The sequence below is a fragment of the Streptomyces antarcticus genome (assembly GCF_026627255.1).
GTDB lineage: Bacteria > Actinomycetota > Actinomycetes > Streptomycetales > Streptomycetaceae > Streptomyces > Streptomyces antarcticus.
In genome coordinates, this window is the sequence record NZ_JAPNLM010000019.1 from 79,676 (window position 1) to 106,391 (window position 26,716).

Below are 26,716 nucleotides of genomic sequence, written 5' to 3' on the forward strand. Positions count from 1 at the left end.
GCCGTGCCCCCGTCCCTCGGGGGCTGTCCGGTGTGCCGGTATCGTTGCAGGCGGTCGGAGGCTTCGTAGGGTCCCCCGTATATCGGTACCCCGAAGTTTCGTATGACCACACAAAGACGAACACCGCGTTCCCCCGAGAAAGGGCCTCCCATGGCCGCCTCCCGCCTGGTCGTGCTGGTATCCGGTTCCGGCACCAACCTCCAGGCCCTGCTCGACGCCATCGACGCCCACCCCGGCGGAGCCGAGGGCTTCGGCGCCGAAGTCGTCGCCGTGGGGGCCGACCGCGCGGACATCGCCGGTCTGGAGCGGGCGGAGAAGGCCGGGATCCCCACGTTCGTGTGCCCGGTCAAGCAGTACGGGAGCCGCGAGGAGTGGGACGCCGCCCTCACCGCGGCCACCGACGCCCATGCGCCGGACCTGGTGGTCTCGGCGGGGTTCATGAAGATCGTGGGCAAGGCGTTCATCGACCGCTTCGGCGGCCGGTTCGTCAACACCCATCCCGCCCTCCTCCCGTCCTTCCCCGGCGCGCACGGCGTACGGGACGCGCTCGCCTACGGCGCGAAGGTCACCGGCTGCACCGTCCACTTCGTGGACTCCGGCGTGGACACCGGTCCGGTCATCGCCCAGGGTGTGGTCGAGATCCGGGACGAGGACGACGAAGCCGCTCTCCATGAGCGCATCAAGGAAGTCGAACGGGCACTGCTCGTCGATGTCGTGGGGCGCCTGGCCCGGCACGGCTACCGCATTGAGGGACGAAAGGTAACAATCCAGTGACCGCCGTAGAGAGCAACGACCCGACCACGACCCAGCGGCCGATCCGGCGTGCGCTCATCAGCGTCTACGACAAGACGGGACTGGAAGACCTGGCCCGCGGCCTGCACGCGGCGGGCGTCGCGCTCGTCTCGACCGGCTCCACCGCATCGAAGATCGCCGCCGCCGGGGTCCCCGTCACCAAGGTCGAGGAGCTGACCGGCTTCCCCGAGTGCCTGGACGGGCGGGTCAAGACCCTGCACCCGCGCGTGCACGCCGGGATCCTCGCCGACCTGCGCCTGGAGGACCACCGCAACCAGCTCGCCGAGCTGGGCGTCGAGCCCTTCGACCTGGTCGTCGTCAACCTCTATCCCTTCCTCGCGACCGTCCAATCGGGTGCCACCCCGGACGAGTGCGTGGAGCAGATCGACATCGGCGGCCCGTCGATGGTCCGCGCCGCCGCCAAGAACCACCCGTCCGTTGCGGTCGTCACCAGCCCCGCGCGCTACGCCGACGTCCTCGACGCGGCGAAGAACGGCGGCTTCGACCTGACCGCCCGCAAGCGGCTCGCGGCCGAGGCCTTCCAGCACACCGCCGCCTACGACGTCGCCGTCGCCTCGTGGTTCACGAACGCGTACGCCCCGGAGGCCGGGGACGCGGCGCTGCCCGAGTTCCTGGCCGGCGCCTGGGACCGCAAGTCGACCCTGCGCTACGGCGAGAACCCGCACCAGGCCGCCGCGCTCTACACGGACGGTCAGCCGGGTGGTCTCGCCAACGCCGAGCAGCTGCACGGCAAGGAGATGTCCTTCAACAACTACGTGGACACCGAGGCCGCGCGCCGCGCCGCCTACGACCACGACGAGCCCTGCGTCGCGATCATCAAGCACGCCAACCCGTGCGGCATCGCCGTGGACGCGGACGTGGCCGCCGCCCACCGCAAGGCGCACGCCTGCGACCCGCTGTCGGCCTTCGGCGGCGTCATCGCCGTCAACCGCCCGGTGACCGTCGAGCTCGCCGAGCAGGTCGCCGAGATCTTCACCGAGGTCATCGCCGCCCCCTCGTACGAGGACGGCGCGGTCGAGGTCCTGGCCAGGAAGAAGAACATCCGCGTCCTCAAGGTGGACGGCACCCCGCACCAGCCGGGCGACCTCAAGCCCATCTCCGGGGGTGTGCTGCTCCAGCAGAGCGATACGTTTGAAAAGGGCAGGGGCCAGGCGCAGGGCGACGACCCGGCGAACTGGACCCTCGCCACCGGCGACGCCCTGTCCGCCGCGGAACTCGCCGATCTCGCCTTCGCGTGGAAGGCCTGCCGGGCCGTCAAGTCCAACGCCATCCTGCTCGCCAAGGACGGTGCCTCGGTCGGCGTCGGCATGGGCCAGGTCAACCGCGTCGACTCGGCGAAGCTCGCCGTCGAGCGGGCGGGCGCCGAGCGCGCGCAGGGCTCGTACGCCGCGTCCGACGCGTTCTTCCCGTTCCCGGACGGTCTGGAGATCCTGACGGCGGCCGGCATCAAGGCCGTCGTCCAGCCGGGCGGCTCGGTCCGTGACGAGCAGGTCGTCGAGGCCGCGAAGAAGGCGGGCGTGACCATGTACTTCACCGGGACCCGGCACTTCTTCCACTGACCGGACCCCGCCGGACCGGTGGTGCCCCGGGTAGGCCGAAGGCCGCGCTTCCCTCCGTACGAGGGAGGCGCGGCCTTCGGCGTCGTGCGAGCGGTACTGCCTGCTGCTCGACTGCCTACTTCTTGACGACGATCGTGCCGGCGGCACGATCGTGCCAGCCCTGGAGCTTGCCCGAGTTGTCGAAGAAGGGGGAGAGGTAGACCAGGAGCTGACCGATACCGCAGAGGAAGGCGCCGACCATCGGGATGATCCAGCGGATGAAGCCCCCGCCGAGGCCCGGAACCTGGCCCGTGTTCTCCTTGACGACCTTCAGGCTGAGCGCCAGCTTGCCGACCGTCGCGCCCAGGAACGCGATCATCAGCCATTCGTAGAGCAGCGTGGCGATGAAGAGGAGGAACATGGCGCCCATGAAGGCGGCGAGGATGCCGCCGGCGGCCTCGTTGTTGTTGTTCATGCAGGTCTCGAAGGCGGCCGCGTCGAGGTTGTTGCAGTCCTGGATGCTCGCCTCGCCCGCACCGACGAGGCTGCCGACGCCGATCGCGCCGAGGACGAAGTACAGGACACCGATGACGAGGCCGTCGATGACGCGGGCGCCGAAGCGGCGGCCCATCGTGGCGACCTCGACCGTGCCGAGACCGGCGACGCTGATGAGACCGTTGTTCGCCTGGAGCGTGCCGGGGGCCTGCGGTGCGCCGCCCGGCTGGCCCTGCTGCGGGTATCCGTAGCCGCCCTGCGGCGGTACGCCCTGCGGGGCCTGCTGGGGGTAGCCGTAACCGGGCTGGCCCTGCGGCGGCTGCTGAGGCTGCTGTCCGTACGGGTTGTTCGGGTCGCCGAAACTCATCTTGGGGTTGTTCCTCCGTGGAAGTGCGGGGACGCACGGCACTATCGGAGGAAACACTGCGATGTGCGGTCCACCCCCCGGTACTGCCCGCGGCACTCTTTGAGTGCATCGTCGTCGGCCGGGTGACGACTTGTCCAGCCGGTTCCCAAGTGCTCCGTGACTTGTTGTGCAAGTGCAATGAACCGTGTGCTCCGGTGAACGCCTTGAGTGGAACCGGGGCCACTCCATCCGGGAGTATGGGTTCATGACTGCCCAGATTCTCGATGGCAAGGCCACCGCCGCCGCGATCAAGTCCGAACTGACCGTCCGCGTGGCGGCCCTGAAGGGCCGGGGCATCACGCCCGGCCTCGGCACCCTGCTGGTCGGCGACGACCCGGGCAGCCGCTGGTACGTCAACGGCAAACACAAGGACTGCGCCGAGGTCGGCATCGCCTCCATCCAGCGCGAACTGCCCGCGACGGCCTCCCAGGAGGACATCGAGGAGGTCGTGCGCGAACTCAACGCCAACCCGGAGTGCACGGGCTACATCGTGCAACTCCCGCTCCCCAAGGGCATCGACACCAACCGGGTGCTGGAGCTGATGGATCCGGCCAAGGACGCCGACGGCCTGCACCCCATGTCGCTCGGCAAGCTGGTGCTCAACGAGCCGGGGCCGCTGCCCTGCACCCCGTACGGGATCGTCGAACTGCTGCGCCACCACGGGGTCGGCATCAACGGCGCGCACGTCGTCGTCCTCGGCCGCGGCATCACCGTGGGCCGTTCCATCGGCCTGCTGCTGACCCGCAAGTCGGAGAACGCCACCGTGACGCTCTGCCACACGGGTACGCGCGACCTCTCCGGGCTGCTGCGCCAGGCGGACATCGTCGTCGCGGCGGCCGGGGTGCCGCACCTGGTCAAGCCGGAGGACGTGAAGCCGGGCGCGGCCGTGCTCGACGTCGGCGTGAGCCGCGACGAGGGCGGGAAGATCGTCGGTGACGTCCACCCGGGCGTGGCCGAAGTGGCCGGCTGGATCTCCCCGAACCCGGGCGGCGTCGGCCCGATGACCCGCGCCCAGCTGCTGGTCAACGTGGTCGAGGCGGCGGAACGGACCACCGGTGAAGGCTGACCCGGGCGCGGAGGCCGCGACCGCTCCGGAGCCCGAGCCGGTACCGCCGCCGGAGCCCGAGCCGCAGTCCAAGCCGCAGCCGGCGGGCGCCGTCCCCGCCCCGGAGGCCGGCCCCGAGCCGGCCGTCGAGCCGGCCCCGGCCAGGTCCCGCCGCTTCCCGTCCGTCACCCGGGACACCGCGCGCCCCGAGGGCAGCGGCCGCGCCGTCCCGGGGGCGGTGTCCGCGCCGGCCCGGCAGTGGCCGATGCTCAGCGTGCTCGCCGCGACCGCGGCCGGCCTGCTGGCCATGTCGATCGGGCATCCGCGGGTCGGCTGTCTGGTGATCGGCGCCGCGCTGATCGCCGCCTCGGCGATGCGTCAGCTGCTGCCGTCGGTGGGCATGCTCGCGGTGCGCTCCCGGTTCACGGACGTGGCCACGTACGGGCTGCTGGGCGTGGCGATCACCATGCTGGCGCTGGTCATGGAGCCGAGTCCGTGGCTGGAGATCCCCTTCCTGGAGACGGCGGTCCGCTTCACGGTCCGCTGACGCCGCCCAGGAGCTGCGGAACAGGGCGCCGCCGGCCCCGCCGGGCCTTCGAATCCAGGGCGGCGGCGCGGCGGAATCGGCCGTACGGGTGCCGCGGATCGCCCGTACGTGTGCCACGGACCACAGGGACCGGGGGATTGGGCCCCTCCCGGGTCGGATAGCCTGACGGCGGATGTCTCTTCACGTCAAGATTCACAGGGCCGGGGAGCGGCGTCCTCCCAGCACATGGGGCAGGGACGCCCCACCGCCAGCTGTCTAACGGAGAAGGCCATGACCCGCACTCCCGTGAATGTCACCGTCACCGGCGCCGCAGGCCAGATCGGCTACGCGCTGCTCTTCCGCATCGCGTCCGGTCACCTGCTCGGCGCGGACGTGCCGGTCAAGCTCCGTCTTCTGGAGATCCCCCAGGGCATGAAGGCCGCTGAGGGCACCGCCATGGAGCTCGACGACTGCGCCTTCCCGCTGCTCAAGGGCATCGACATCTTCGACGACCCGAACCAGGGCTTCGAGGGTGCGAACGTCGCGCTGCTCGTGGGCGCCCGCCCGCGCACCAAGGGCATGGAGCGCGGCGACCTGCTCTCCGCCAACGGCGGCATCTTCAAGCCGCAGGGCAAGGCCATCAACGACCACGCCGCGGACGACATCAAGGTCCTCGTCGTCGGCAACCCGGCCAACACCAACGCGCTCATCGCGCAGGCCGCGGCCCCGGACGTACCGGCCGAGCGCTTCACCGCGATGACCCGCCTGGACCACAACCGGGCGATCTCGCAGCTCGCCAAGAAGACCGGCGCCGACGTCACCGACATCAAGCGCCTGACCATCTGGGGCAACCACTCGGCCACCCAGTACCCGGACATCTTCCACGCGGAGATCGCCGGCAAGAACGCCGCCGAGGTCGTCAGCGACGAGCTGTGGCTCGCCGAGACCTTCATCCCGACCGTCGCCAAGCGCGGCGCCGCGATCATCGAGGCCCGTGGCGCGTCCTCCGCCGCCTCCGCCGCGAACGCCGCCATCGACCACGTGCACACGTGGGTCAACGGCACCGCCGCGGGCGACTGGACCTCGATGGGCATCCCGTCGGACGGCTCCTACGGCGTCCCGGAGGGCATCATCTCGTCCTTCCCCGTCACCACCAAGGACGGCAAGTACGAGATCGTCCAGGGCCTGGACATCAACGAGTTCTCCCGTGCGCGCATCGACGCGTCCGTGGCGGAGCTGGTCGAGGAGCGCGACGCGGTCCGCGAGCTCGGTCTGATCTGACCGCCCCGCAGCACCCGCACCACCCGCACCACCCGCACCACCTGTTTGATCCGAAAGGCCCCGGCGCCCCGTGCGCCGGGGCCTTTTGGCTCGTTTCCTCCTGTCGGGCGGCCGCGGCCTCCCCTACCGTTGCCCTCCGCACACCGGAGGGGGATTCGGTGACCACCAGCACCACCACGGGCACGGGCGCGACCTCGGACGACAGGTCGCCCGTCCACCCGTCGCTCAGCGAGGCGGGACGCCTGCTGTGCGCCGGCACCTACCTCGATTCGGCCTACCGGGACCGGGTGATCGAGGAACTGTACGTCCACGAGGAACGCATCGTCGCGCCCTCCTACGGGTTCGACGCCGCCCGGGTCCTCGCCCACGCCCTGCGCGCCCGCCGGGCGGAGCTGGGCTGGGCCGCCGGGGTCGTCTTCGCCTGGTTCGCCGGGGTCCTGCTCACCGGCGGCGCGCTCCTGGTGGTGGCGGTGCCGTTCTTGCTGCTCGGCATCGCCGGCTGGCTCACCTCGCGCGGCCGGGGGGCCGTCGGAGTGCTGAGCCGGGTCGCCGGCGCGCTGGTCCGGCTCTGGGCCTGGCTGCTGCTGCTCGTGCTCGCCGTCGCCGCCCTGGGCAGCGGCGTGCAGGTCCTGGTGTTCCTGCGGCCGCTGTTCTGGCTGCTGGACGCGCTGGGCCTGGCCCCGCTGCTGTACGCCAGTGGTGGCGGCCTCCTGGAGAGCTGGACCGGCCTGGGGGTGCTGGCCGCGTTCGCCGCCGTCGCCACCGTCGTCGGCCTCCAGCGCGGCCACGTCGCCCGGGTGATCCTGCACGACCTGGACCGGAACGCGTACGCGCGCCCCGACACCGATCCCGCCGAACAGGCCGTCGGCGTCCGCTTCGCCCGCGCCCAGGAGCGCATCCGCCACGAGCAGCACTCCCGGCTGGTCATGTACGGGTTCGAGGACCCCTTCCGCGGGGCGGGACTGCCGTACCGGCCCTGGCACCTGGCCGTGGAACTGCGCCCGCGCAGCGACCGCGCCGCCGCCGAACCGCCGGAGCTCGTCGACAACGCCCGGATCCTGGAACGGATCCGGCCACGGCTGGAGGGCCTGCGGCTGCCGACGCCGCACGGATCACCGAGGGCGCAGGCCGCCGTACGGGACCGGCTGCGCGAACTCGTCGTCGACGAGTGCGTGTTCCTGCCCGCCGCGGGTCTCCCGGGGCGGCTGCCGGAGCTGTTCCGCCCGGAGGTGTACGAGGCGCACCGCGCGGACGCCGTCGAGGAGGGCGGCGAGCAACGACGGCACTTCCTGCGCATCCGGGTCGGCGGCTGGGACGAGAACCTCGTCGTGACCGTGTTCGTGCGGGTCCACACCCAGGGCCGGATGCTGATGCTGGAGGTGGCGCCGCACGTGCTGCTGCCGGTCGACGAGGTGTTCCAGGCGGCCGACGACTTCGCCCTGCGGCACCGGAACAACAACCCGTTCGCGAAGGCGGTCTCGGCCGTGGGGCGTACGCCCCGCTCGCTCGGCGCCTCGCTGGCGACGCTCTTCGGGGGCAGCGCGAGCGTGTGGCGGGTGGCCACGGCCGGCCACCGGGGGGCGCTGCCGGCCGGGCCGGGGCTGTCCGTCCGGGAGATCGCCGCGCAGCCCGACGGGTCGCTCTTCCACCTCATGGACCTCGACCGGTACCTGAAGACCATCCAGGAGCGGGTGGCCGGCGGGGTCAAGGAGACCCTGCACGAAGCCGGCTGGCACACCGACGAGTTCGACCAGCGCCTGGTCCACGTCGCCGAGGGCGGGGTGTTCATCCAGTCGATGAACCACAGCGCCTTCAGCGTCGGCGGCAGCGGCAACAGCAACCACACCAGCCATCACACGCACACGAACGGGAGCAACGGCAGTGGCAGATGAGGCAACCGGGGCGGCCGCCGACGGTACGGGCGCCGGCCCCGGGCAGGTCCGCATCGGGACCGTGCAGGGCGGCGCCTTCAGCATCGGCGGCAGCAACAACACCAACACCGCCAACACCACCACCGTCCACTACGGCGGCACGGGGGCGGACGGCCCCGGCGCGGCGGAACTACTGGAGGCCGTACGGGAGCTGCGCGCCGCCCTCGTACGGCTGCCCCGGGGCGCCGACCGCACGGCGCTCGACGCCGAGCTGGACGAGGCCGCCGGAGAGCTGGAGGAGACCGGGGAGATCCGGCCCGGCCTGCCCGCCCGGCTGCGCGGCACGCTGGAACGCTGGGCCCCGCTGGTGGAGTCGGTGAACGCGGCCGCGGCGCTCGGCGGGCTGCTCGCCTCGCTGGGGGGCTGACGGTGGCCTCGGGAGGCGCGCGCTGGAACGCGGACGCGCAGCGCTGGGAGTCGGGGCAGGAGCCGGCGCAGCAGCCCCCGCTGCCCCGTACGCCCCCACCGCTCCCGCCGGTGCCACCGCGATGGCAGCCGGAAGGGACCGGCCAGGGCGCCGCGGACCGCGCGGCGGACCACGCGGCGGGCGCGGGCGGCCCCGGCGGCCCCGGATACGGCCCCGGCCCCGGATACGGAACCGCATACGGACCTGGCTCCGGCGGCTCCGGCCCCGGTCCGCACCGGCCCTGGCGGACGCCGCTGCTGGTGGCCCTCTGCTCGGCGCTGGTGAGCGGGGCCGCCGTGGCGGGCTGGCTCGCGCTCGCCGACGACGACCCGAAGACCCCGGCGGCGCCCCCGTCGGCGTCCGGGGCCTCCGGTACGCGCTCCGGCCCGGCGTCCGCGTCGCCGAGCGGGGAGACGAGCCCGAGCCCGAGCCCGTCCCCGACGCCCAGCCCGACGCCCGGCACGCCGAGCCCGTCGTACTCGGTGGTCCGCAGCGACAACGGCTTCTCGGTCGCCGTGCCCGAGGGCTGGCGGCCCAGCACAGGCGAGACCGGGAGCGGCGCCTTCTACCGGCCGCCCGGGGACCGCACCGCGCTGCTCCAGGTCTTCCGGATCACCGAACCCGCGGGCGTCGGCTCCTGCGACCTGCTGCGGACCTCCTCACGGGGCCTGGACGACGGGAACCCGGGCTACCGGGAGGTGTCCGTCGGCGAGCTGTCCGCCGACTCCTGCGAGCTGGTCTACGAGTACGACAGCGCCGAGGCGGGCGGCCGCCGCCGGGGCATCGAGCGGATCGTCGTCGCCCCTGACGGCCGGCGCTGGGCACTGCTGGCGGCCGGACCGGCGGCCGCCCCCGAGGTGGTGCGCGCCCGCCTGACGGCCGCCGCGGAGTCGTTCCGGACCGACTGATCAGCCCTTGGTGTTGTACATGCCCGGCGTGTAGTGGCCCGGGGCCATGCGGGTGGTGACGGCGAAGCGGTTCCAGACGTTGATCGTGGCGATGACGGTGACGAGCTGGGCGAGCTCGCGCTCCTCGAACTGCTTCGCGGCCCTCTCCCACACCTCGTCCGGCACGAAGCCGTCCGTCAGGACGGTCACGGCCTCGGCCAGCCCGATCGCGGCGAGCTCCCGCTCCGTGTAGAAGTGCCGCGACTCCTCCCAGGCGCTGAGCTGGACGATCCGCTCCACGCTCTCGCCCGCGGCGAGGGCGTCCTTGGTGTGCATGTCGATGCAGAAGGCGCAGTGGTTGAGCTGCGAGGCGCGGATCTTGACCAGTTCGACCAGGACCGGGTCCAGGTCCTTCTTCGAGGCGATCTCCAGGGCCAGGACGACCTTGTAGGCCTCCGGCGCGAGCTTCGCGAGCTGGAGGCGCGGGCTGTGCTCGGGGGCGCGGTCGTGGGTGTGCGGGTGTTCCGCCGTGGTTGTCATGCGACCCACCCTAGGAGCCGGGCGGCCCACCGATATGGTCCATCTCCATGACGGAATCGTGGGCCACTTTCGGCGCGGACCTCCATCTGGACCTCGTCTCCGGGCGCGGCCTGCGGGCCGGCCTCACCGAGGCGCTGCGCGAGGCCGCGCGCAGCGGGCGGCTCCCGGCCGGGACCCGGCTGCCGTCGTCGCGCGCGTTCGCCGCCGACCTCGGGATCGCGCGGAACACGGTGGCCCAGGCGTACGCCGAACTGGTCGCCGAGGGCTGGCTGACGGCCCGGCAGGGCTCCGGGACCCGCGTGGCCGAACGGGCCCGCCCGCTGCGCCCCGCCGCCGCGCCCCGGGTCCGGCACCCCGCGCGCCGGGGGCTCGCGTACAGCCTGATGCCGGGCTCCCCGGACGTGGGCGGCTTCCCCCGTACGGCCTGGCTGGCGGCGGCCCGGCGGGCGCTGACCGACGCGCCGGTCGAGGCCTTCGGCTACGGCGACGGGCGCGGCCGGATCGAGCTGCGGGAAGCGCTGGCCGGGTACCTGGCCCGGGCGCGCGGGGTGTACGCGGACCCGGAGCGGATCGTGCTGTGCGGGGGCTTCGCGCACGCGCTGGCGCTGCTCGCGCGGATGCTGCGGGCGCGGCGGGTACGGGAGGTGGCGGTGGAGGGGTACGGGCTGGACATCCACCGGAACCTGCTGGAACGGGCGGGCCTGCGGACGCGGCCGCTGGGGGTGGACGCGGACGGGGCCCGTACGGGCGGGCTGACCTCCGGTCCCGGCGCGGTCCTGCTGACCCCGGCGCACCAGTTCCCGACCGGCGCGGCCCTGACCCCGGCCCGCCGGGCGGCCGCGGTCGACTGGGCCAGGTCCACGGGCGGGCTGGTCCTGGAGGACGACTACGACGGGGAGTTCCGCTACGACCGCCAGCCGGTGGGGGCGCTCCAGGGGCTGGACCCCGACCGGGTCGTGTACCTGGGCACGGCCAGCAAGTCCCTCGCGCCGGGCCTGCGCATGGGCTGGATGGTGGTCCCGCCGGGGCTGCTGGACGAGGTGATGGCGGTGCGGGGCGCGGGCGACGCGACCTCCAGCGCGCTGGACCAGCTGACGCTGGCGCAGTTCATCACCTCGGGGGCGTACGACCGGCACGTGCGCGGGATGCGGCTGCGCTACCGGCGCCGCCGGGACGAGCTCGTCGCGGCCGTGGCCGGCCGGGTGGGGGTCTCCGGCATCGCGGCGGGGCTGCACGCGGTGCTGGACCTTCCGGAGGGGACGGAGCGCGCGGTGATCCGGTCCGGGGCCTGGCAGGACCTGGCCCTGGAGGGCCTCGCCGCCTTCCGGCACCCGCAGGCGGAGCTGCCGGCGCGCGACGCCCTGGTCGTGAGCTACGGGAGCCCGGCCGCCAGCGCGTGGTCGCCGACCCTGGCGGCGCTCACGGCCGCGCTGCCGTAGCCGCGGTCCGCGGGGCCGCCGCCCGCGTGGCCACCTCGGCCCAGACGGTCTTGCCGACCAGCCGGCCCGAGACGCCCCAGGCGACGCAGAGCGCCTCGACGATCCGCAGGCCGTGACCGTGCTCGTCGGGCTCGACCGGCCCCGGCCGGACCCGGGGCTGCTGTCCCGCCCGCGCGTCGGAGACCTCCACCCGCAGCACGCCGTCCAGTTCCCGCAGCCCGAGCTCGAAGTCCCGCCCCGGCACGCCGCCGTGCGCCACGGCGTTGGCCGCCAGCTCGGCGACGACCTGCGCGACGCGCTCGCTGTCGCCCCCGGCCAACGGATAACCCCACCGCGCCAGTTCCAGCAGCGCCAGCTCCCGCGCCAGCCGCGCGCCCCGCCGGGTACTGCTGAACCGCTGCCGCCATTCGTTGCCTGCGTTGGGCATGGCGCCGCTCCTCTGTGTAGTCGTTCCGCTACCGGTGAGGTTCAGCGTGGCCGCACACAGGGAAGCATTCAACGTGTCAGGGGAGGACGAAAGGTTGGTGCGTGCCGCGTGAACGTCAAGGAGCTGAATCCGGAGAGCTCTCCGCAGGCCGCGTTCGGCGCCCGCCTGCGCAGCTCGCGGAAGGCGCAGGGGTGGACCCAGGACGACCTGGGCGAGCGGATGGGGTATTCGAGCACGCACATCTCCTCGGTGGAAACTGGTCGCAAGGTGCCGACTTTGCGGTTTTCGCGGAGTGCGGATGCCGCATTCGGGACCGGCGATGCGTTCGAGCGCCAGTCCCTGGAGATTCGGCACGGTGCGCTACTGGAAGGCTTCCCGGAGTACGTGGGATACGAAGGCCGGGCGGTGGAGCTCCGCCTGTTCGAGATCGGCATCGTTCCTGGCCTGTTGCAGACGCCCGAGTACGCGAAGGCGTTGGCGAACAGCGCCGTGCAACGCGGCGCCATCACTCCCGCGTACGCGGCGGAGCGCGTGGCGTTCCTTGCTGAGCGCCAAGAGGCGTTGGAGCGGGATCGACCACCCATGGTGTTCGTGGTGATGGACGAAAGCTGCATCCGTCGGCCCGTCGGCGGCCCTGAAGTCATGGGAGCCCAGCTGGACCGGCTGGTCGAGTTCGCGGCGCGGGCCCATACGGTTCTTCAGGTGGCACCCTTTGGCATCGGGGAGCGCCGGCCGTTCGACCTGCCGGTCAACTTGCTGACGCTTGCCGATCGCTCCGTCGTCGCGTACGCCGAGTCACAGGCGCAGGGGCACCTGGACCGAGAAACCGTCTCGGTCCTGCCCATGCTTACGGCCTACCATCAGCTACAGGCCGAAGCGCTCTCCCAGACGGCATCAGTCGCCATGATCAATGCGGTACGAAAGGGCTCCCCGTGACGACCCGCACCGATTCCCCCCGCTGGTTCAAGTCCTCTTACAGCAACAACGGTGGCAACTGCATAGAGGTCGCCACGAACTTGATCGCTTCGCGCGGGGTGGTTCCGGTTCGTGATTCCAAGAACCCCGGCGGGCCCGTGTTGGACTTCGCGCCCGGCGCGTTCGCCGCGTTCGTGGCGGGGGTCAAGGGCGGGCTCCGGTGATCCGCGCAGAGCCCCGCTGGGTCACGTCCTCCTACAGCAACAACGGCGGCGACTGCGTCGAGGTCGCCACCAACCTGGTCGCCTCGTGCGGGGTCGTGCCCGTCAGGGACTCCAAGAACCCCGGCGGGCCCGTCCTGGAGGTCGGGGCCGGGGCGTTCGCCGCGTTCGTGGCCGGGGTCAGGGGCCGGTAGGAGCCGGGCCCGGTTCCGGGGCCGGTTCGCCGAAGCGGGCGAGCGCGAGGGCGCCCGCGACCGCCACCGTGAAGCCGAGGACGGCGAGCCAGCCCAGCCCCTCCCGGGTGCGGTCGCCCAGCCACACCACCCCCACCAGCGCGGGCCCGATGGTCTCGCCGAGCACCAGGCCGGCCGTCGCCGCCGTGACCGAGCCGCGCTGGAGCGCAGAGGTCAGCAGCAGGAAGCCCGCGGCGCCGCCCAGGAGCAGCGCGTACAGCGCCGGGTTGGCGAGCTCGCTCCACGAGAAGCCGTCGATCAGGCGGACGGCCACCTCCACCACCCCGAACCCCGTGCCCGCCGCCAGGCCGAGGGTCAGGGCGCGCGGCCCGTCCGGGAGCCGTCCGGCGGCCGCGCCGACCAGCAGCACCAGCGCCGCCACGCCGAGGAGCCCGTACCGCAGCGCGTCGGAGCCCGTTCCCGAGCCCTCCTCCCCGGAGGCCAGCCCGAGCATCAGCAGCCCCGCGCACACCACCCCCACGGCGGCCCACTCGGTCCGGGAGAGCCGTACCCCCATCAGCCGCGCCGCGACCACGGCCGTCACGGCGAGGCTGGCGGCCAGCGCGGCCCCCACCGCATAGATCGGGACGTGGCGCAGGGCGATGATCTGGAGCACGAAGCCGACTCCGTCCAGTCCCAGTCCGGCCACATACCGCCACTGCCGCACGGCCCGCAGGAACAGCGCCGGGTCCACGCCGGACCCGGTCCCCGGCTCCGCCGCCCGCGCCGCGACCGCCTGGAGGACCGAGGCCGTACCGAAGCACAGCGCGGCCCCGAGCGCACAAATCATCCCAATCAGCACGAAGTGACTCTAGGTCACAGATCTCACGACGGCCGGATTCCATCCCCCGGGGGGCCCGCTCTACTCTGTCGGCAGTACGCCACCCAGGGGGAGCAGCCACATGGACAGCAGCAGCACCAACCAGCGCCGCATGCGCTCCAGCGTCGTCGCCCTCGGCGGCATGGGCCTCCTCGCGGCCACGCTCGTGGCCTGCGGCAGCAGCGACGAGCCCGACAAGCGGTGCGCGTCCCGCTCCACGCTGGAGAAGCTGAACAACAAGGAATGCAAGAGCGGGGGCCACGGCGCGTACTACTACGGCGGCTCCGTCGTCGCCGGCAAGGTCTCCGGCGGCAGCTTCGACAAGTCGGCCGTCACGCGGGGCGGCATCGGCGGCAGCAAGTCCGGCACCAGCGGCGGCTGAGGAACCCAGAACCATGAAGCGGCACACCATCGAACCCCGCCCCGACTGGCAGAAGACCGTCGAGGAGCAGGGCCTGATCTACCCCCTCACGCGCTACCCGGACGACTCGCTGCGCCCCTACTGGGACGAGAGCGCGTACTACTCCTTCACGCTCCCCGAGGTGGAGGCGCTGGAGAACGTCGTCGAGGAGCTGCACGCCATGTGCATGGCCGCGGCCGCGCACATCGTGGAGAACGACCGCTTCGCCGACCTCGGCATCACGGACCCGAAGGTGGCCGCGCTGGTCGCCGAGTCCTGGCGCCGCCGCGCCGACCAGCCGTCCCTCTACGGACGCTTCGACCTGCGCTACGACGGCGCCGGCGGCCCGGCCAAGATGCTGGAGTACAACGCCGACACGCCGACCTCCCTGGTGGAGGCGGCCAGCCCGCAGTGGTTCTGGATGGAGGAGCGGTTCCCCGGCGCCGACCAGTGGAACTCCCTCCACGAGCGGCTCGTGGAGGCCTGGCGCCGGCAGGCGGAACTGCTGCCGCCCGGCCCGCTGCACTTCGCGCACTCCGAGACCGACGAGCTGGGCGAGGACCTGATGACGGTCGCCTACCTCCAGGAGACCGCCGAGCAGGCCGGCATCGACACCCAGGCGCTGTCCGTCGAGCAGATCGGCTGGGACAGCCTGTCCGGCCGGTTCGTGGACGAGAAGCTCCGCTTCATCCGCAGCTGCTTCAAGCTCTACCCGTGGGAGTGGCTGGCCGCCGACGAGTTCGGCCCGCAGGTCATCGGCACCTACGACCACGGCGGCGGCACCGGCAGCACCTGCTGGATCGAGCCGGCGTGGAAGATGCTGCTCTCCAACAAGGCGCTGCTCGCCGTCCTGTGGGAGCTGTTCCCGGAGCACCCGAACCTGCTGCCCGCCTACCTCGACGGCCCCCGCGAGCTGGCCGGGCCCGGATCGGGCGGGTACGTGGCCAAGCCGCTGCTCGGCCGCGAGGGCGCCGGGGTCACCCTCCACGTGCCGGGCGAGGGCGGGGAGCCCTTCGTCCCGGAGGAGGGCGAGCGGTACTGCTTCCAGGGCCTGGCCCCGCTGCCCGACTTCGACGGCAACCGGGTGGTGCTCGGCGCGTGGGTCGTCGAGGACGAGGCGGCGGGGCTCGGCATCCGCGAATCCGCGGGGCCGGTCACGGACGAGTACGCCCGCTTCCTGCCCCACGTGATCCTCTAGCGGCGGCCTCCCCGGGCCGGGGAGGCCCGGCTAGGCGGAGAGGACCGACCGGAGCTGCTCCAGCCCCCAGTCCAGGTCCTCCTTGGAGATGACCAGCGGCGGGGCGATCCGGATCGTCGACCCGTGGGTGTCCTTCACCAGCACCCCCCGCTCCATCATCTTCTCGGAGATCTCCCGGCCGGTTCCGCGCGACGGGTCGATGTCCACGCCCGCCCACAGCCCGCGCCCCCGTACGGCGGTCACCGCACCGCCGCCGACCAGCACGTTCAGCTCCCGGTGCAGGTGGTCGCCCAGCTCGGTGGCCCGCTGCTGGTACTCGCCGGTCCGCAGCATCGCGACGACCTCCAGCGCCACCGCGCAGGCCAGCGGGTTGCCGCCGAACGTCGAGCCGTGCTCCCCGGGCCGGAACACCCCGAGCACGTCCCGGTCGGCGACGACGGCCGAGACCGGCACCACGCCGCCGCCCAGCGCCTTGCCCAGCAGGTACACGTCCGGGACGACGCCCTCGTGCTCGCACGCGAAGGTCCGGCCGGTCCGGCCCAGGCCCGACTGGATCTCGTCCGCGATGAACAGCACGTTCCGCTCGCGCGTCAGCTCCCGTACGCCCTGGAGGTAGCCGGCCGGCGGCACCAGCACCCCCGCCTCGCCCTGGATCGGCTCCAGCAGCACGGCGACGGTGTTCTCGGTGACGGCCGCGGCGAGCGCGGTGAGGTCCCCGTACGGGACGATCTCGAAGCCCGGCGTGTACGGCCCGAAGTGGTCGCGGGCGTCGTGGTCGGTGGAGAACGAGACGATCGTCGTGGTCCGGCCGTGGAAGTTGTCGGCGCAGACCACGATCTTGGCGTGTCCGTCCGGCACGCCCTTGACCTCGTACCCCCACTTGCGGGCGGTCTTGACCGCCGTCTCGACCGCCTCCGCGCCCGTGTTCATGGGCAGCACCATGTCCTTGCCGCACAGCGCGGCCAGTTCGGTGCAGAAGTCGGCGAAGCGGTCGTGGTGGAAGGCGCGGGAGGTCAGCGTGACCCGCTCCAGCTGCGCGCGGGCCGCGTCGAGCAGACGGCGGTTGCCGTGGCCGAAGTTGAGCGCCGAATAGCCGGCGAGCATGTCGAGGTAGCGGCGCCCCTCCACGTCGGTCATCCACGCGCCTTCCGCGGAGGCGATGACGAGGGGCAGCGGGTGGTAGTTGTGCGCGCTGTGCGCCTCGGCGGAGCGGATGGCATCAGCAGTTGTCGACACGGGGTCTCCGATCGTCCGTCTTGCCGGGTGAGCGTGTGACGAGGGTGGCGTCACAGTCTTATCGTCGCTCGTATTGCGGACGCGGAAACCTCCCGGGCGGCGCGCCCGCTAGGGTGAGCGGCACGCACGGCGACTGGCGTACGGAGAAGCGACTCCGGGGGAGTCGTGCGGGCAGATCCGCACACAGGGCCGCTCGCCTGGGCCTCGCGGGGTACCGATTCCCATCGACCCCGGAGGAGCCGCATGTCCGCGAGCCGCCATCCCGCCCTGTCCGCGACCGACCCCGAACTGGCGTCCTTCGTCGCGGCGGAGGAAGTCCTCCAGGCGCAGACCCTGCGCCTGATCCCCAGCGAGAACTACGTGTCCGCGGCCGTCCTGGAAGCCTCCGGGACGGTGCTGCAGAACAAGTACAGCGAGGGCTACCCCGGCCGCCGCTACTACGAGGGCCAGCAGAACATCGACCGCGTCGAGGCCCTCGCCGTCGAGCGGGCCAAGGGCCTGTTCGGGGTGGACCACGCCAACGTCCAGCCGTACTCCGGCTCCCCGGCCAACCTGGCCGTCTACCTGGCCTTCGCGAAGCCCGGCGACACCGTCATGGGCATGGCCCTGCCGATGGGCGGGCACCTCACCCACGGCTGGGGCGTCTCGGCGACCGGCTCGTGGTTCCGCGGCGTCCAGTACGGGGTGCGCCCCGACAACGGGCTGATCGACTACGACGCCGTACGGGAGCTGGCGCTCGCCGAGCGGCCGAAGATCATCTTCTGTGGCGGCACCGCGCTGCCCCGCACCATCGACTTCGCCGCCTTCGCCTCGATCGCCGAGGAGGCGGGCTCGGTCCTGGTCGCGGACGTCGCCCACATCGCGGGCCTGATCGCGGGCGGCGCGCACCCGTCCCCGGCGGACCACGCCGACGTGATCTCCACGACCACGCACAAGACCCTGCGGGGCCCGCGCGGCGCGATGCTGATGTGCCGGGAGGAGCACGCCAAGGCCATCGACAAGGCCGTCTTCCCGGGCCTCCAGGGCGGCCCGCACAACCAGACGACGGCCGGTATCGCCGTCGCCCTCCACGAGGCGGCGCAGCCCTCCTTCACGGCGTACGCGCACACGGTCGTCGCCAACGCGAAGGCGCTGGCCGCGGCCCTGCTGGAGCGCGGCTTCGACCTGGTCTCGGGCGGCACGGACAACCACCTGATCCTGATGGACCTCACCTCGCGGGGCGTTGCGGGCAAGGTCGCCGCCAAGGCGCTGGACCGGGCGGGCATCGTCGTGAACTACAACACCGTCCCCTTCGACCCGCGCAAGCCGTTCGACCCCTCGGGGGTGCGGATCGGCACGCCGTCGCTGACCTCCCGCGGGCTGACCGCCGCGCACATGCCGGCGGTGGCGGACTGGATCTCCCGCGCGGTGGACGCCGCCGCCAAGGGCGACGAGCCGGCGCTCGGCGCGATCCGGGCCGAGGTCACGGACCTGATGGCCGCCTTCCCGGCCCCGGGCCTGCCGTTGTCCTGACCTGCGGACCCGTTGCCGGGGCGCCGCCCCGGACCCGGACCCCGCGCCTCACACGCCGACGGGGCTGAAATCAGCCCCGCCGGGTGCAAAGCGGTCGCTCGGCCGGGGCGGGATCCGGCCGCCGCACTACCGCCCGGTACCCGTGCGGGGCCGGGCGGGGGAGCGGCGCGACCCGGGAGGTTCCGGCCAGCGGGGGACCGGAGCCCGCCCCCGCACCTGAGAGAATGGGGCCATGGCTTCTGATCGTCCTCGCGCGCTCTCCGGCATCCAGCCCACCTCCGGTTCGTTCCACCTCGGGAACTACCTCGGAGCCATCCGCCAGTACGTCGCCCTGCAGGAGACGCACGACGCCTTCTACATGGTCGTCGACCTGCACGCGATCACCATGCCGCAGGACCCGAAGGACCTCCGCGCGAACACCCGGCTCTCCGCCGCGCAGCTGCTCGCCGCCGGCCTGGACCCCGAGCGCTGCACGCTCTTCATCCAGAGCCACGTGCCGGAGCACGCGCAGCTCGGCTGGGTCATGAACTGCATCACCGGCTTCGGCGAGGCCGGCCGGATGACCCAGTTCAAGGACAAGTCCGCGAAGCAGGGCGCGAACAACGCCACCGTCGGCCTGTTCACCTACCCGATCCTCCAGGTCGCCGACATCCTGCTGTACCAGGCGAACGCCGTCCCGGTCGGCGAGGACCAGCGCCAGCACATCGAGCTGACCCGCGACCTGGCCGAGCGCTTCAACCAGCGCTTCGGCCAGACCTTCACCCTCCCCGCCGCGCACATCGTCAAGGAGGTCGCGAAGATCTACGACCTCCAGGACCCGGCGATCAAGATGTCGAAGTCCGCCTCCTCGCCCAAGGGCCTCATCAACCTCCTCGACGAGCCCAAGGTCACCGCGAAGAAGATCAAGAGCGCGGTGACGGACACCGGGGCCGAGATCCGCTTCGACGCCCAGGAGAAGCCCGGCGTCAGCAACCTGCTCACGATCTACTCCACCCTCACCGGCGAGACGATCCCGTCCCTCGAAGAGAAGTACGAGGGCAAGGGCTACGGCGCGCTGAAGACCGACCTGGCCGACGTCATGGTCGATTTCGTCACACCGTTCAAGCAGCGCACCCAGGAGTACCTGGACGACCCCGAGGGCCTGGACTCCATCCTGGCCAAGGGCGCGGAGAAGGCCCGCGCGGTCGCCGCCGAGACCCTCGCGCAGACGTACGACCGCCTCGGTTTCCTGCCCGCCAAGCACTGACGCGGCAGAGGGCCCTGGCGAGATCGGGGGTGCTGCCGCCACACTGGGCGGCAGCAGTCCAACCAGACACACGGAGGAGAGACACGTGGGGACCGTAACGCTCGGCGTTTCGATCGCGGTCCCGGAGCCGTACGGCAGCCAGCTCCAGCAGCTGCGCGCCGGCTTCGGGGACGCTGCCGCGCACGGCATCCCCACGCACGTCACCCTCGTGCCGCCGACCGAGGTCGAGGCGGACCGGCTGCCGCAGATCCGGGCCCACCTGGCCGAGGTCGCGGCCGCGTTCCGCGCCTTCGCGATGCGGCTGTCCGGGACGGGGACCTTCCGGCCCCTCTCGCCGGTGGTCTTCGTCCGGATCGTCGAGGGCGCCCCGGGCTGCACCCGCCTCCAGGGCGAGGTCCGCGACCCGGCGGGGCCGCTCAGCCGCGAGCTGGCGTTCCCGTACCACCCGCACGTGACGGTCGCCCACGGTATCTCCGAGGAGGCGATGGACGTGGCGTTCGCGGCCCTCGCCGACTACGCGGCCGAGTGGCTCTGCGAAGGCTTCGCCCTCTACGAGCAGGGCTCGGACGGGGTCTGGCGCAAGCTGCGCGAGTACCCCTTCGGGGCCGGTCCCGCCGGAGTCCCGGCGCAGTGCGGCTCACCGACCGACGCGGCGGCGGGGCCGACCGTACGGCCCTCCTGACGGAGCGGCCGCAGGGCCCGGTGCGTGCGGAACCTGAGCCCGCGCAGGACGAGGGAGTGGAACGGACGGGCCTTCGGGCGAAAAGTCACAATCGACGACCGTAGTCCCCGCAAGCGGCAATCCCCGCTATTTCCTGCGGCTCAATTACGGTGACTCCATGGACTGGCTGACGAAACTCCCGGTGATCGGGCCGCTGGTGGCCCGTCTGATGCGCACCCACGCGTGGCGTTCGTACGAGCGCCTCGACCGCGTGCACTGGACCCGGCTCGCCGCCGCGATCACCTTCATCAGCTTCCTCGCGCTCTTCCCGCTGATCACGGTGGCCGCCGCCGTGGGCGCGGCGCTGCTCAGCAAGGAGCAGCTGGCCACGCTCCAGAAGAACCTCGCCGAACAGGTCCCCGGCATCTCCGACCAGCTCGACCTCGACGCGCTCGTCGCCAACGCGGGCACGATCGGGCTCGTCGCCGGCGCCATCCTGCTGTTCACCGGCATCGGGTGGGTCGGCGCCATGCGGGACTGCCTGCGCGCGGTGTGGGACAAGGACGACGAGGACGAGGGGAACCCCTTCACCCGCAAGGGCAAGGACGCCCTGGTGCTCCTCGGCCTCGGCGGGGTGGGCCTGGCCTCGGCAGCGGCCTCGACCTTCGGGTCCAGCGCGGTCGGAAAGTCCGCCGAGTGGCTGGGCATCCCGCGCGACGGCGCGGGCGGCGCGCTCCTGCGGTCCGGCGCGTTCCTCGTGGGCGTCCTGGCGGCGTTCCTGCTGCTGCTCTACGTCCTGACCCTGCTGCCCGGCGTCGAACCGCCGCGCGGCCGCCTGATCCAGGCGGCGCTCATCGGCGCGGTCGGGTTCGAACTGCTGAAGCTGCTGCTCAGCGGCTACATGCGGGAAGTGGCGGCCAAGAGCATGTACGGCGCCTTCGGCGTGCCGATCGCCCTGCTGCTGTGGATCAACTTCACGGCGAAGCTGCTGCTCTTCGTGTCGTCCTGGACCGCCACGCGCGACGACGCGGACGGTGACGGCGCGCAGGCCCCGGCCCCGGACAAGGCCCCGGACAAGGCCCCGGACCCGGACAGGGCTCCCGACCCGGACAGGGCTCCCGACCCGGACAAGGCTCCCGACCCGGACAGGGCTCCGGGGCCCGGTCCGGCCGCCGGCCCGGAGCGCGCGCGGCCGTAGCGGGGCTCCGGGCCGGCCGCTCCGGGTCAGCCGTGGCCCATGCCGCGGCGGCCGCGCGGCCAGCGCCGGTTCACCACGAAGGCGCCGCCCGCGAGCAGGACCAGCGCACCGCCCGCGACACCCAGCGCGGTGCCCACGCCGCCGCCCGCTCCCGCGCCGGCCGCCGCCGGGCCGCCCTCGTGGGACTGGGCGGGGGAGCCGTACGAGGAGGTGTCCTCGCTCTTCGGCGGCACCAGCTCACCCACCGGCTTGACCTTCCCGGCCGCGGCGAAACCCCAGTCGAAGAGCGCGGACGTCTGCTCGTAGACCGCGTTTCCGCCGCCCGTGCTCGGGTTCATCACCGTGACCAGCAGCTTCCTTGACCCCTGCTGCGCCACACCGGTGAAGGTGGAGCCGGCCATCGTGGTCGTGCCGTTCTTGACGCCCGCGATGCCCTTGTACGGGGCCATGCCGTGCGCGCCCGTCATCAGCCGGTTGGTGTTCTGGATGCCGAAGGACTCGCGCGCCTTCCCGGCGCCCTGCTTGCCGGGGAAGTCGGCGTTCGCCGTGCCGCAGTACTCCCGGAAGTCCTGCTTCTGCAGTCCGGAGCGGGCGATGAGCGTGAGGTCGTACGCGCTCGACACCTGCTCCGGGGAGTCGTAGCCGTCGGGGGACACCACGTGGGTGTCCAGGGCTTGCAGCTCCTCGGCGTGCGCCTGCATGTCCTTGACGGTCTTCTCGACGCCGCCGTTCATGGCCGAAAGCACGTGCACGGCGTCGTTGCCGGACATCAGGAACACGCCCAGCCACAGGTCGTGGACCGAGTACTCGTAGTCCTCCTTGACGCCCACCAGGCTGCTGCCCGAACCGACCCCGGACAGTTCCTCCTCGGTGACCTTGTGGACCCGGTCCTTGGGGAGGTTCGGCAGCACGGTGTCCGCGAAGAGCATCTTCATGGTGGAGGCCGGCGGCAGCCGCCAGTGCGCGTTGTGCGCGGCCAGGATCTCGCCCGAATCGGCGTCGGCCACGACCCAGGACCGCCCCGACAGGTTCGCGGGGAGGGACGGCGCGCCGGGCAGCAGACTCACCTGGGTCCCCGGCTGGCCCAGCAGGGAACCGCCCACCGTGGACATCGACGCGGGCGGCGCGGCCGCCGACGGGGCCTTGGCGGGCCCGCCCTTCCCGTCGGCCGGCGGGGCCGGCACGGCGTGCGCGGGAACCCCGAGCACCGAGGGGATCAGCAGCGCGGCGGAAAGGACCGTCAGCGCGGTCTTCTTTGCAGACACGCAGGTGAAAGTACATCCCGATGTACTGCATACCGTCGCTGACCGGCCATTTCGAAGAAACCACCGCCGGGACAGCCCACCCCGGCGCGTCCGTCCTGGGGACGAATCCGATACTGAGGTCATGAAACTCAGCCGTTCCTCCTCCTGGTTCCTACTCGCCTTCGGAGTGTGGAGCTGGTTCATCTGGGTGTCTTTCGTCCGGAACCTGTGGAAGAACGGCAGTGGCCTGGCGTTTGACGCGGCCGGCGATCCCACGTCCTACTTCTGGGTCCACCTGACCCTCGCGGTGGCGTCCTTTCTCCTGGGGACGGCCGTCGGGGTGATCGGGTTGCGCGGGGTCCGGGCGCTGCGGCGCGGATCACGTCCGGGCGCGGAGCCGGGCTCGGAGCCGGGCGGGGGCACGGCCGCGGGTCCGCGTACCGGACCTGACGCCGGATCGGGGTCGGCCGCATGATGATCGTGGTCTTCGCACTCGTCGCGCTGGCGGTCCTCGCCCTGCTGGTCCTCGTACACCGATGGCTGTGGATCCGCCTGGTCCGCGACACCACCGCCCCCGGCGGCCTGCCCCGCCGCATCGGCACGTCCTTGGCCATCGCCCTGCCCCTCCTCTCTGTGGCCGCCCTGACCACCGGCCGCGCCGGGGTCCCCTTCTGGCTCCAGCAGGCGGTCGCCTGGCCCGGGTTCCTCTGGCTCGCGGTGCTCCTGTACCTGACCCTGACGATGCTGGTCGCGGAGCCGATCCGCGCGCTGTTGCTCCGCCGTCTGGCCCACCGGGCCCCCTCCGAGGCGGTACCCGCCACTTCGGGAGCCCCGGCGAACGCCCCCGCCGGCGCCCCCGCGAACGCCCCCGCCGTGGCCCCCGCCGAGGCTCCGGCCGTGGCCCCCGCCGACGTGCCCGCCGAGCCCGCCGACCGGGGGCCGAGCCGCCGTACGATCGCGCGCGCCGTCGGCGGCGCGGCCGCCGCCGTGGCCCTGGGCACCGTCGCGAACGGCGCCCACGGGGTGCTGCGGGGCCCGACGGTCAAGCGCGTCAAGGTGCCGCTGGCCAAGCTGCCGCGCGCGGCGCACGGGTTCCGGATCGCCGTCGTCAGCGACGTCCACCTCGGCCCGGTCCTCGGCCGCGCCCACACCCTGCGCATCGTCGACGCCGTCAACCGCACCCAGCCCGACGTCATCGCCATCGTCGGGGACCTCGTCGACGGGAACGTGCACGACCTCGGGCCGGCCGCCGAGCCGCTGCGCGGGCTGCGGGCGCGCCACGGCTCGTACTTCGTCACCGGTAACCACGAGTACTTCTCCGGCGCCGCGCAGTGGGTCGACCACGTCCGGGAGCTGGGCCTGACCCCGCTGGAGAACGCCCGCCGCGTCCTGCCGTACTTCGACCTCGCCGGGGTGAACGACATCGCGGGCGAGAGCGAGGGCCAGGGCCCCGACTTCCAGGCCGCCCTCGGCGACCGCGACCGGTCCCGCGCCGCGGTGCTCCTCGCCCACCAGCCCGTCGTCATCCACGACGCGGTCCGGCACGGCGTGGACCTCCAGCTGTCCGGGCACACGCACGGCGGCCAGCTCTGGCCGGGCAACTACCTCGCCGAGCTCGCCAACCCCACCGTCGCCGGCCTGGAGCGCTACGGGGACACCCAGCTCTACGTCTCCCGCGGAGCCGGCGCCTGGGGACCCCCGGTCCGCGTGGGCGCCCCGTCCGACATCACCGTCGTGGAACTCGCCTCATACCAGGCCTGATCCCCTCCCAGCGCCCCGAGCCGTCGGATATCGGCCTTCCCGAGGCCGAAATTCCGTGATCGGATGACCGTTTTACCTGGCTCCGGTGCTCTCCACCAAGACGATCAACCGGGACCTGAGCGCCCAGCAGTCGGCGATCCAGCCGATCGTTTAGGCGTCGAACTCGCCCCCCAGTCCCACTCGGAACGGTCCGAGGCCGAGGCCGACTTCCGCGAGGACTACGTGATGTCCCGCGAGGCCGTCACCGGCGCCCAGCACCTGTCCGACGGAACAGGCGTGTGGCGTCTGTGGGAACTCGACCGGCTCCAGGCCGGGCCGGGGCCGGCGGCGGCGGGCCGGCGGCGGGGCGGGCTCCGGTGAGCCGGGGGCCGGCCGGTCGGGCTCCGGTCAGTCGGGGTCCGGGTCCGACGCCCGCTTCTTCGACACCACCGTCTGCGCCATGCCCGGCAGGAAGTCCGCGAACAGCTCGTGCACTTCCCGCACCAACGGCCGCAGCACCCGGAACCGGGCCAGGACGATGCCCCGCGTCGTCAGCTGCGCGCCGCGCTCGGCGAGCCCCCGCGTCTTCTGGCTGTCCGGCGAGCGGTCGAAGACCCAGTACAGGACCAGGCCCATCTGCGAGAGCCACATCAGCTCCGGCAGCACGTCGGCCAGTTCGGCCGGCACCTTGGTCTTCGCGCCCGCCAGCACCTCGCGGTGGATGCCGATCGCCGCCTTGCGGGCGGGCTCCGACTCCGGAGAGAAGGGGCTGAGCGGACTCTCCGGATCCGCCGCGTTCTTGAAGAACTGGGAAGCGAACTCGTGGTACGGGGCCGCGATGTCCATCCAGCTGGTCAGCACGCCCGCGAGCCGCTTCTGCAGATCGGTCTCGTTGTCCAGGATGGGCCGGACCGCCGCCTGGTGGGCGGCGCCGATCCGGTCGTAGAAGCCCTGGACCAGGTGTTCCTTCGACTCGAAGTAGTAGTAGGCATTGCCGACCGAGACACCGGCCTCCTTGGCGATGCCCCGCATGGTCGTCTTGTCGAAGCCGCGCTCCTGGAAGAGCCGGAGCGCGGTTTCAAGGATGAGCGTGCGGGTCTGTTCGCTCTTGGGAGCCTTCTGATCAGTCACGGTGCACGAGCCTATCGGGGGACGGAGCACTGGTCGTCACAGACCGGTTCCTCCGCCCGCGCGGGGCCGTTCTCCGCCGCCGGGCCGCCTTCCGTCCGTACCGCCTGCCGCCAGGCGGAGGCGGTGTACATGGCCGCCCGGGCGAAGGGGCGGCCCGCCGGGGTGGCGAGCCAGTTGGCCTTCGGCCGGTGCTCGGCCAGCGCCCACAGGCACACGATGAAGGCATCGGTCCCCTTCCAGACCTGGCCCGAGTCCCCGATGACGGTGATCTCCTTGAGCGTCGACGCGTGGTCGAGCCGCGGGAACCGCCGCTGTGCCTCGTAGGACGCCGCGGGCACCAGGTCCATGCGGACCAGCCGGCGCTGCCCGATCAGCCAGTGCCTGATGTGTACGCAGACCGGGCAGCCGGCGTCGTACAGGACGGTCAGTCCGCGCACCGCTCCCTGAGCCGGCACCGGCTCAGGCCCCGGCCGGCGCGGTCCACCCCTGGGGGGCGACCGGCGGGATCTGCTGCCGCTCCATGATTCCCCGGCGGCGCATCTTGTTCAGCACCCACACGTTCCCGAGGTGCATGACGCCGAGGACGAGCAGGACGACGCCGAGCTTGAGCGACAGCGCCTCGAAGAGGCCGCGGGCGTTGAGGATCGTCTCGCCCGAGCGCAGGTAGAGGGTCACGAAGCCGATGTTCACGAGGTAGAAGCCGACCACCAGGAGGTGGTTGACGGCGTCGGCGAGCTTCTCGTTCCCCTGGAGGACGTCGCCGATGAAGACGCGGCCGTTGCGGCTGAGCGTGCGGGCCACCCAGACGGTGAGGCCGATGCTGGTGAGCAGGTAGATGACGTACGCGACCACGGTGAGGTCCATTGCCCTCAGCCCCCTTGAACGTGTTCAAATGCTTGGCAGGACTGACTCTAGGGCGTTTTTTGAACAAGTTCAAGCGAACGTCCGCCCGGTTTCGAACGGGGGAGAACGGCACGGGGCGAGAGGTGCCGCCTGGGTCCAGCCAGAGAGGGGCGGGCCCGTCCTTCTCTGGCTGCTGATGGGTGGGATCTCTCGCCCCGTGCCGTTCTTTTGGGGGGTTCCCGACAGTCTCGTATTTCCGGTTCGGGACGGTCGGCCAAGGGTGGCCGCAGGCCATCGCGTAGCGACGCGACCGCAGGGAGCGCCCGAGGGGCCGGCCCGAACCGGAGAGACGATGAGACTGACGGGAAACCCCCAACACCTCGC

The 26,716-nt window shown here is 72.4% G+C and carries 30 protein-coding genes and 1 riboswitch; of the genes, 21 read left to right on the forward strand and 9 right to left on the reverse strand.

Features of this window, described 5'->3' with window-relative positions; translation table 11 throughout:
• Positions 1-150: 150 nt before the first annotated feature.
• Both purN and purH read left to right on the forward strand, forming a co-directional pair.
• Positions 151-774: a phosphoribosylglycinamide formyltransferase gene (gene purN / locus OTB16_RS26085; protein ID WP_267723191.1), complete on the forward strand. Its 624-nt coding sequence runs from the start codon at positions 151-153 to the stop codon at positions 772-774.
• Positions 771-2,372: a bifunctional phosphoribosylaminoimidazolecarboxamide formyltransferase/IMP cyclohydrolase gene (purH, locus tag OTB16_RS26090; RefSeq protein WP_267723192.1), complete on the forward strand. Its 1,602-nt coding sequence runs from the start codon at positions 771-773 to the stop codon at positions 2,370-2,372. The genes purN and purH overlap by 4 nt, the downstream gene beginning before the upstream one ends.
• A 115-nt stretch (positions 2,373-2,487) precedes the next feature.
• Here purH and OTB16_RS26095 read toward each other — a convergent pair whose 3' ends face one another.
• Positions 2,488-3,213, reverse strand: coding sequence for an RDD family protein (locus tag OTB16_RS26095; protein ID WP_267723193.1), 726 nt, complete (start codon positions 3,211-3,213; stop codon positions 2,488-2,490).
• A gap of 244 nt (positions 3,214-3,457) precedes the next feature.
• On the opposite strand from OTB16_RS26095, the gene OTB16_RS26100 reads away from it, so the two are divergent.
• The 6 genes from OTB16_RS26100 to OTB16_RS26125 all read left to right on the forward strand — a co-directional run bounded on the left by OTB16_RS26100 (position 3,458) and on the right by OTB16_RS26125 (position 9,349).
• On the forward strand, positions 3,458-4,318 hold the full coding sequence (locus tag OTB16_RS26100; protein ID WP_267723194.1) for a bifunctional methylenetetrahydrofolate dehydrogenase/methenyltetrahydrofolate cyclohydrolase: 861 nt from the start codon (positions 3,458-3,460) through the stop codon (positions 4,316-4,318).
• The gene (locus OTB16_RS26105; protein WP_267723195.1) at positions 4,308-4,844 is read left to right on the forward strand and encodes a DUF3017 domain-containing protein; all 537 of its coding nucleotides are present in this window, start codon (positions 4,308-4,310) and stop codon (positions 4,842-4,844) included. The genes OTB16_RS26100 and OTB16_RS26105 overlap by 11 nt, the downstream gene beginning before the upstream one ends.
• Before the next feature lie 270 nt (positions 4,845-5,114).
• On the forward strand, positions 5,115-6,104 hold the full coding sequence (locus tag OTB16_RS26110; RefSeq protein ID WP_267723196.1) for a malate dehydrogenase: 990 nt from the start codon (positions 5,115-5,117) through the stop codon (positions 6,102-6,104).
• A 158-nt stretch (positions 6,105-6,262) separates the two neighbouring features.
• Complete coding sequence (locus OTB16_RS26115) at positions 6,263-7,996, forward strand: hypothetical protein (RefSeq protein WP_267723197.1); 1,734 nt, start codon at positions 6,263-6,265, stop codon at positions 7,994-7,996.
• On the forward strand, positions 7,986-8,402 hold the full coding sequence (locus OTB16_RS26120) for a hypothetical protein (protein ID WP_267723198.1): 417 nt from the start codon (positions 7,986-7,988) through the stop codon (positions 8,400-8,402). Before OTB16_RS26115 ends, OTB16_RS26120 begins: the two co-directional genes overlap by 11 nt.
• 2 nt (positions 8,403-8,404) lie before the next feature.
• Complete coding sequence (locus tag OTB16_RS26125; RefSeq protein WP_267723199.1) at positions 8,405-9,349, forward strand: hypothetical protein; 945 nt, start codon at positions 8,405-8,407, stop codon at positions 9,347-9,349.
• On the opposite strand, the gene OTB16_RS26130 is transcribed toward OTB16_RS26125, so the two are convergent.
• A complete protein-coding gene (locus OTB16_RS26130; protein ID WP_267723200.1) occupies positions 9,350-9,868 on the reverse strand; it encodes a carboxymuconolactone decarboxylase family protein in 519 nt (172 codons plus the stop codon).
• 47 nt (positions 9,869-9,915) lie between these two features.
• Between OTB16_RS26130 and pdxR the strand changes: the two genes are divergently transcribed.
• Complete coding sequence (pdxR, locus tag OTB16_RS26135; protein WP_267723201.1) at positions 9,916-11,307, forward strand: MocR-like pyridoxine biosynthesis transcription factor PdxR; 1,392 nt, start codon at positions 9,916-9,918, stop codon at positions 11,305-11,307.
• On the opposite strand, the gene OTB16_RS26140 is transcribed toward pdxR, so the two are convergent.
• Positions 11,288-11,734, reverse strand: a complete 447-nt coding sequence (locus tag OTB16_RS26140; RefSeq protein WP_267723202.1) for an ATP-binding protein — start codon at positions 11,732-11,734, stop codon at positions 11,288-11,290. The genes pdxR and OTB16_RS26140 overlap by 20 nt on opposite strands.
• Before the next feature lie 108 nt (positions 11,735-11,842).
• Between OTB16_RS26140 and OTB16_RS26145 the strand changes: the two genes are divergently transcribed.
• Genes OTB16_RS26145 through OTB16_RS26155 form a run of 3 tightly spaced genes read left to right on the forward strand, consistent with a single transcriptional unit; the run spans position 11,843 to position 13,064 of the window.
• Positions 11,843-12,670 carry a helix-turn-helix domain-containing protein gene (locus OTB16_RS26145; protein ID WP_267723203.1) on the forward strand — a complete coding sequence of 276 codons (828 nt, stop codon included), beginning with the start codon at positions 11,843-11,845 and terminating at the stop codon, positions 12,668-12,670.
• Complete coding sequence (locus OTB16_RS26150; RefSeq protein ID WP_267723204.1) at positions 12,667-12,873, forward strand: DUF397 domain-containing protein; 207 nt, start codon at positions 12,667-12,669, stop codon at positions 12,871-12,873. The genes OTB16_RS26145 and OTB16_RS26150 overlap by 4 nt, the downstream gene beginning before the upstream one ends.
• Positions 12,870-13,064: a DUF397 domain-containing protein gene (locus tag OTB16_RS26155; protein WP_267723205.1), complete on the forward strand. Its 195-nt coding sequence runs from the start codon at positions 12,870-12,872 to the stop codon at positions 13,062-13,064. Before OTB16_RS26150 ends, OTB16_RS26155 begins: the two co-directional genes overlap by 4 nt.
• Here the strand turns inward: OTB16_RS26155 and OTB16_RS26160 are convergent.
• Positions 13,051-13,893, reverse strand: coding sequence for a DMT family protein (locus OTB16_RS26160; protein ID WP_267723206.1), 843 nt, complete (start codon positions 13,891-13,893; stop codon positions 13,051-13,053). The genes OTB16_RS26155 and OTB16_RS26160 overlap by 14 nt on opposite strands.
• 112 nt (positions 13,894-14,005) lie before the next feature.
• Between OTB16_RS26160 and OTB16_RS26165 the strand changes: the two genes are divergently transcribed.
• Both OTB16_RS26165 and OTB16_RS26170 read left to right on the forward strand, forming a co-directional pair.
• Entirely contained in the window at positions 14,006-14,305 is a 300-nt protein-coding gene (locus tag OTB16_RS26165) for a hypothetical protein (protein ID WP_267723207.1), read from the forward strand.
• A gap of 13 nt (positions 14,306-14,318) precedes the next feature.
• Positions 14,319-15,521, forward strand: coding sequence for a glutathionylspermidine synthase family protein (locus tag OTB16_RS26170; RefSeq protein WP_267723208.1), 1,203 nt, complete (start codon positions 14,319-14,321; stop codon positions 15,519-15,521).
• 30 nt (positions 15,522-15,551) lie between these two features.
• Here OTB16_RS26170 and rocD read toward each other — a convergent pair whose 3' ends face one another.
• Positions 15,552-16,757, reverse strand: coding sequence for an ornithine--oxo-acid transaminase (gene rocD, locus OTB16_RS26175; protein WP_267723209.1), 1,206 nt, complete (start codon positions 16,755-16,757; stop codon positions 15,552-15,554).
• A gap of 119 nt (positions 16,758-16,876) precedes the next feature.
• Positions 16,877-16,967: riboswitch (ZMP/ZTP riboswitch) on the forward strand.
• Positions 16,968-17,000: 33 nt separating this feature from the next.
• On the opposite strand from rocD, the gene OTB16_RS26180 reads away from it, so the two are divergent.
• The 4 genes from OTB16_RS26180 (at position 17,001) to OTB16_RS26195 (ending at position 21,374) form a co-directional block, all read left to right on the forward strand.
• Entirely contained in the window at positions 17,001-18,269 is a 1,269-nt protein-coding gene (locus OTB16_RS26180) for a serine hydroxymethyltransferase (RefSeq protein WP_267723210.1), read from the forward strand.
• Positions 18,270-18,501: 232 nt separating this feature from the next.
• A complete protein-coding gene (trpS, locus tag OTB16_RS26185) occupies positions 18,502-19,515 on the forward strand; it encodes a tryptophan--tRNA ligase (RefSeq protein WP_267723211.1) in 1,014 nt (337 codons plus the stop codon).
• Positions 19,516-19,600: 85 nt separating this feature from the next.
• Complete coding sequence (locus tag OTB16_RS26190) at positions 19,601-20,197, forward strand: 2'-5' RNA ligase family protein (RefSeq protein WP_267723212.1); 597 nt, start codon at positions 19,601-19,603, stop codon at positions 20,195-20,197.
• 157 nt (positions 20,198-20,354) lie between these two features.
• Positions 20,355-21,374 carry a YihY/virulence factor BrkB family protein gene (locus OTB16_RS26195; protein ID WP_267723213.1) on the forward strand — a complete coding sequence of 340 codons (1,020 nt, stop codon included), beginning with the start codon at positions 20,355-20,357 and terminating at the stop codon, positions 21,372-21,374.
• 26 nt (positions 21,375-21,400) lie between these two features.
• Here OTB16_RS26195 and OTB16_RS26200 read toward each other — a convergent pair whose 3' ends face one another.
• A complete protein-coding gene (locus OTB16_RS26200; protein WP_267723214.1) occupies positions 21,401-22,639 on the reverse strand; it encodes a D-alanyl-D-alanine carboxypeptidase family protein in 1,239 nt (412 codons plus the stop codon).
• Between the two features lie 121 nt (positions 22,640-22,760).
• Here OTB16_RS26200 and OTB16_RS26205 point away from each other — a divergent pair, with 121 nt between their 5' ends.
• The 3 genes from OTB16_RS26205 to OTB16_RS26215 all read left to right on the forward strand — a co-directional run bounded on the left by OTB16_RS26205 (position 22,761) and on the right by OTB16_RS26215 (position 24,739).
• Entirely contained in the window at positions 22,761-23,093 is a 333-nt protein-coding gene (locus OTB16_RS26205; RefSeq protein WP_267723215.1) for an SCO4848 family membrane protein, read from the forward strand.
• Positions 23,090-24,379, forward strand: a complete 1,290-nt coding sequence (locus OTB16_RS26210) for a metallophosphoesterase (RefSeq protein WP_267723216.1) — start codon at positions 23,090-23,092, stop codon at positions 24,377-24,379. The genes OTB16_RS26205 and OTB16_RS26210 overlap by 4 nt, the downstream gene beginning before the upstream one ends.
• A 63-nt stretch (positions 24,380-24,442) precedes the next feature.
• Positions 24,443-24,739, forward strand: coding sequence for a hypothetical protein (locus OTB16_RS26215; protein ID WP_267723217.1), 297 nt, complete (start codon positions 24,443-24,445; stop codon positions 24,737-24,739).
• 27 nt (positions 24,740-24,766) lie between these two features.
• On the opposite strand, the gene OTB16_RS26220 is transcribed toward OTB16_RS26215, so the two are convergent.
• From OTB16_RS26220 to OTB16_RS26230, 3 genes are read right to left on the reverse strand one after another with little or no spacing between them, the layout of a single operon-like run.
• Positions 24,767-25,489, reverse strand: a complete 723-nt coding sequence (locus OTB16_RS26220; RefSeq protein WP_267723218.1) for a TetR/AcrR family transcriptional regulator — start codon at positions 25,487-25,489, stop codon at positions 24,767-24,769.
• Between the two features lie 11 nt (positions 25,490-25,500).
• A complete protein-coding gene (locus OTB16_RS26225) occupies positions 25,501-25,926 on the reverse strand; it encodes a thiol-disulfide oxidoreductase DCC family protein (RefSeq protein ID WP_267723219.1) in 426 nt (141 codons plus the stop codon).
• A gap of 22 nt (positions 25,927-25,948) precedes the next feature.
• Positions 25,949-26,353 carry a hypothetical protein gene (locus tag OTB16_RS26230; RefSeq protein WP_267723220.1) on the reverse strand — a complete coding sequence of 135 codons (405 nt, stop codon included), beginning with the start codon at positions 26,351-26,353 and terminating at the stop codon, positions 25,949-25,951.
• Between the last annotated feature and the right edge of the window lie 363 nt (positions 26,354-26,716).

Coding starts and splice junctions, on each gene's coding strand:
- OTB16_RS26205 (WP_267723215.1), top strand. CDS start 22,761: ATGAAACTCAGCCGTTCCTCCTCCTGGTTCCTACTCGCCTTCGGAGTG.
- OTB16_RS26110 (WP_267723196.1), top strand. CDS start 5,115: ATGACCCGCACTCCCGTGAATGTCACCGTCACCGGCGCCGCAGGCCAG.
- trpS (WP_267723211.1), top strand. CDS start 18,502: ATGGCTTCTGATCGTCCTCGCGCGCTCTCCGGCATCCAGCCCACCTCC.
- OTB16_RS26170 (WP_267723208.1), top strand. CDS start 14,319: ATGAAGCGGCACACCATCGAACCCCGCCCCGACTGGCAGAAGACCGTC.
- OTB16_RS26160 (WP_267723206.1), bottom strand. CDS start 13,893: ATGATTTGTGCGCTCGGGGCCGCGCTGTGCTTCGGTACGGCCTCGGTC.
- OTB16_RS26095 (WP_267723193.1), bottom strand. CDS start 3,213: ATGAGTTTCGGCGACCCGAACAACCCGTACGGACAGCAGCCTCAGCAG.
- OTB16_RS26180 (WP_267723210.1), top strand. CDS start 17,001: ATGTCCGCGAGCCGCCATCCCGCCCTGTCCGCGACCGACCCCGAACTG.
- OTB16_RS26210 (WP_267723216.1), top strand. CDS start 23,090: ATGATGATCGTGGTCTTCGCACTCGTCGCGCTGGCGGTCCTCGCCCTG.
- purN (WP_267723191.1), top strand. CDS start 151: ATGGCCGCCTCCCGCCTGGTCGTGCTGGTATCCGGTTCCGGCACCAAC.
- OTB16_RS26100 (WP_267723194.1), top strand. CDS start 3,458: ATGACTGCCCAGATTCTCGATGGCAAGGCCACCGCCGCCGCGATCAAG.
- OTB16_RS26165 (WP_267723207.1), top strand. CDS start 14,006: ATGGACAGCAGCAGCACCAACCAGCGCCGCATGCGCTCCAGCGTCGTC.
- OTB16_RS26130 (WP_267723200.1), bottom strand. CDS start 9,868: ATGACAACCACGGCGGAACACCCGCACACCCACGACCGCGCCCCCGAG.
- OTB16_RS26195 (WP_267723213.1), top strand. CDS start 20,355: ATGGACTGGCTGACGAAACTCCCGGTGATCGGGCCGCTGGTGGCCCGT.
- OTB16_RS26140 (WP_267723202.1), bottom strand. CDS start 11,734: ATGCCCAACGCAGGCAACGAATGGCGGCAGCGGTTCAGCAGTACCCGG.
- OTB16_RS26230 (WP_267723220.1), bottom strand. CDS start 26,353: ATGGACCTCACCGTGGTCGCGTACGTCATCTACCTGCTCACCAGCATC.
- OTB16_RS26215 (WP_267723217.1), top strand. CDS start 24,443: ATGACCGTTTTACCTGGCTCCGGTGCTCTCCACCAAGACGATCAACCG.
- pdxR (WP_267723201.1), top strand. CDS start 9,916: ATGACGGAATCGTGGGCCACTTTCGGCGCGGACCTCCATCTGGACCTC.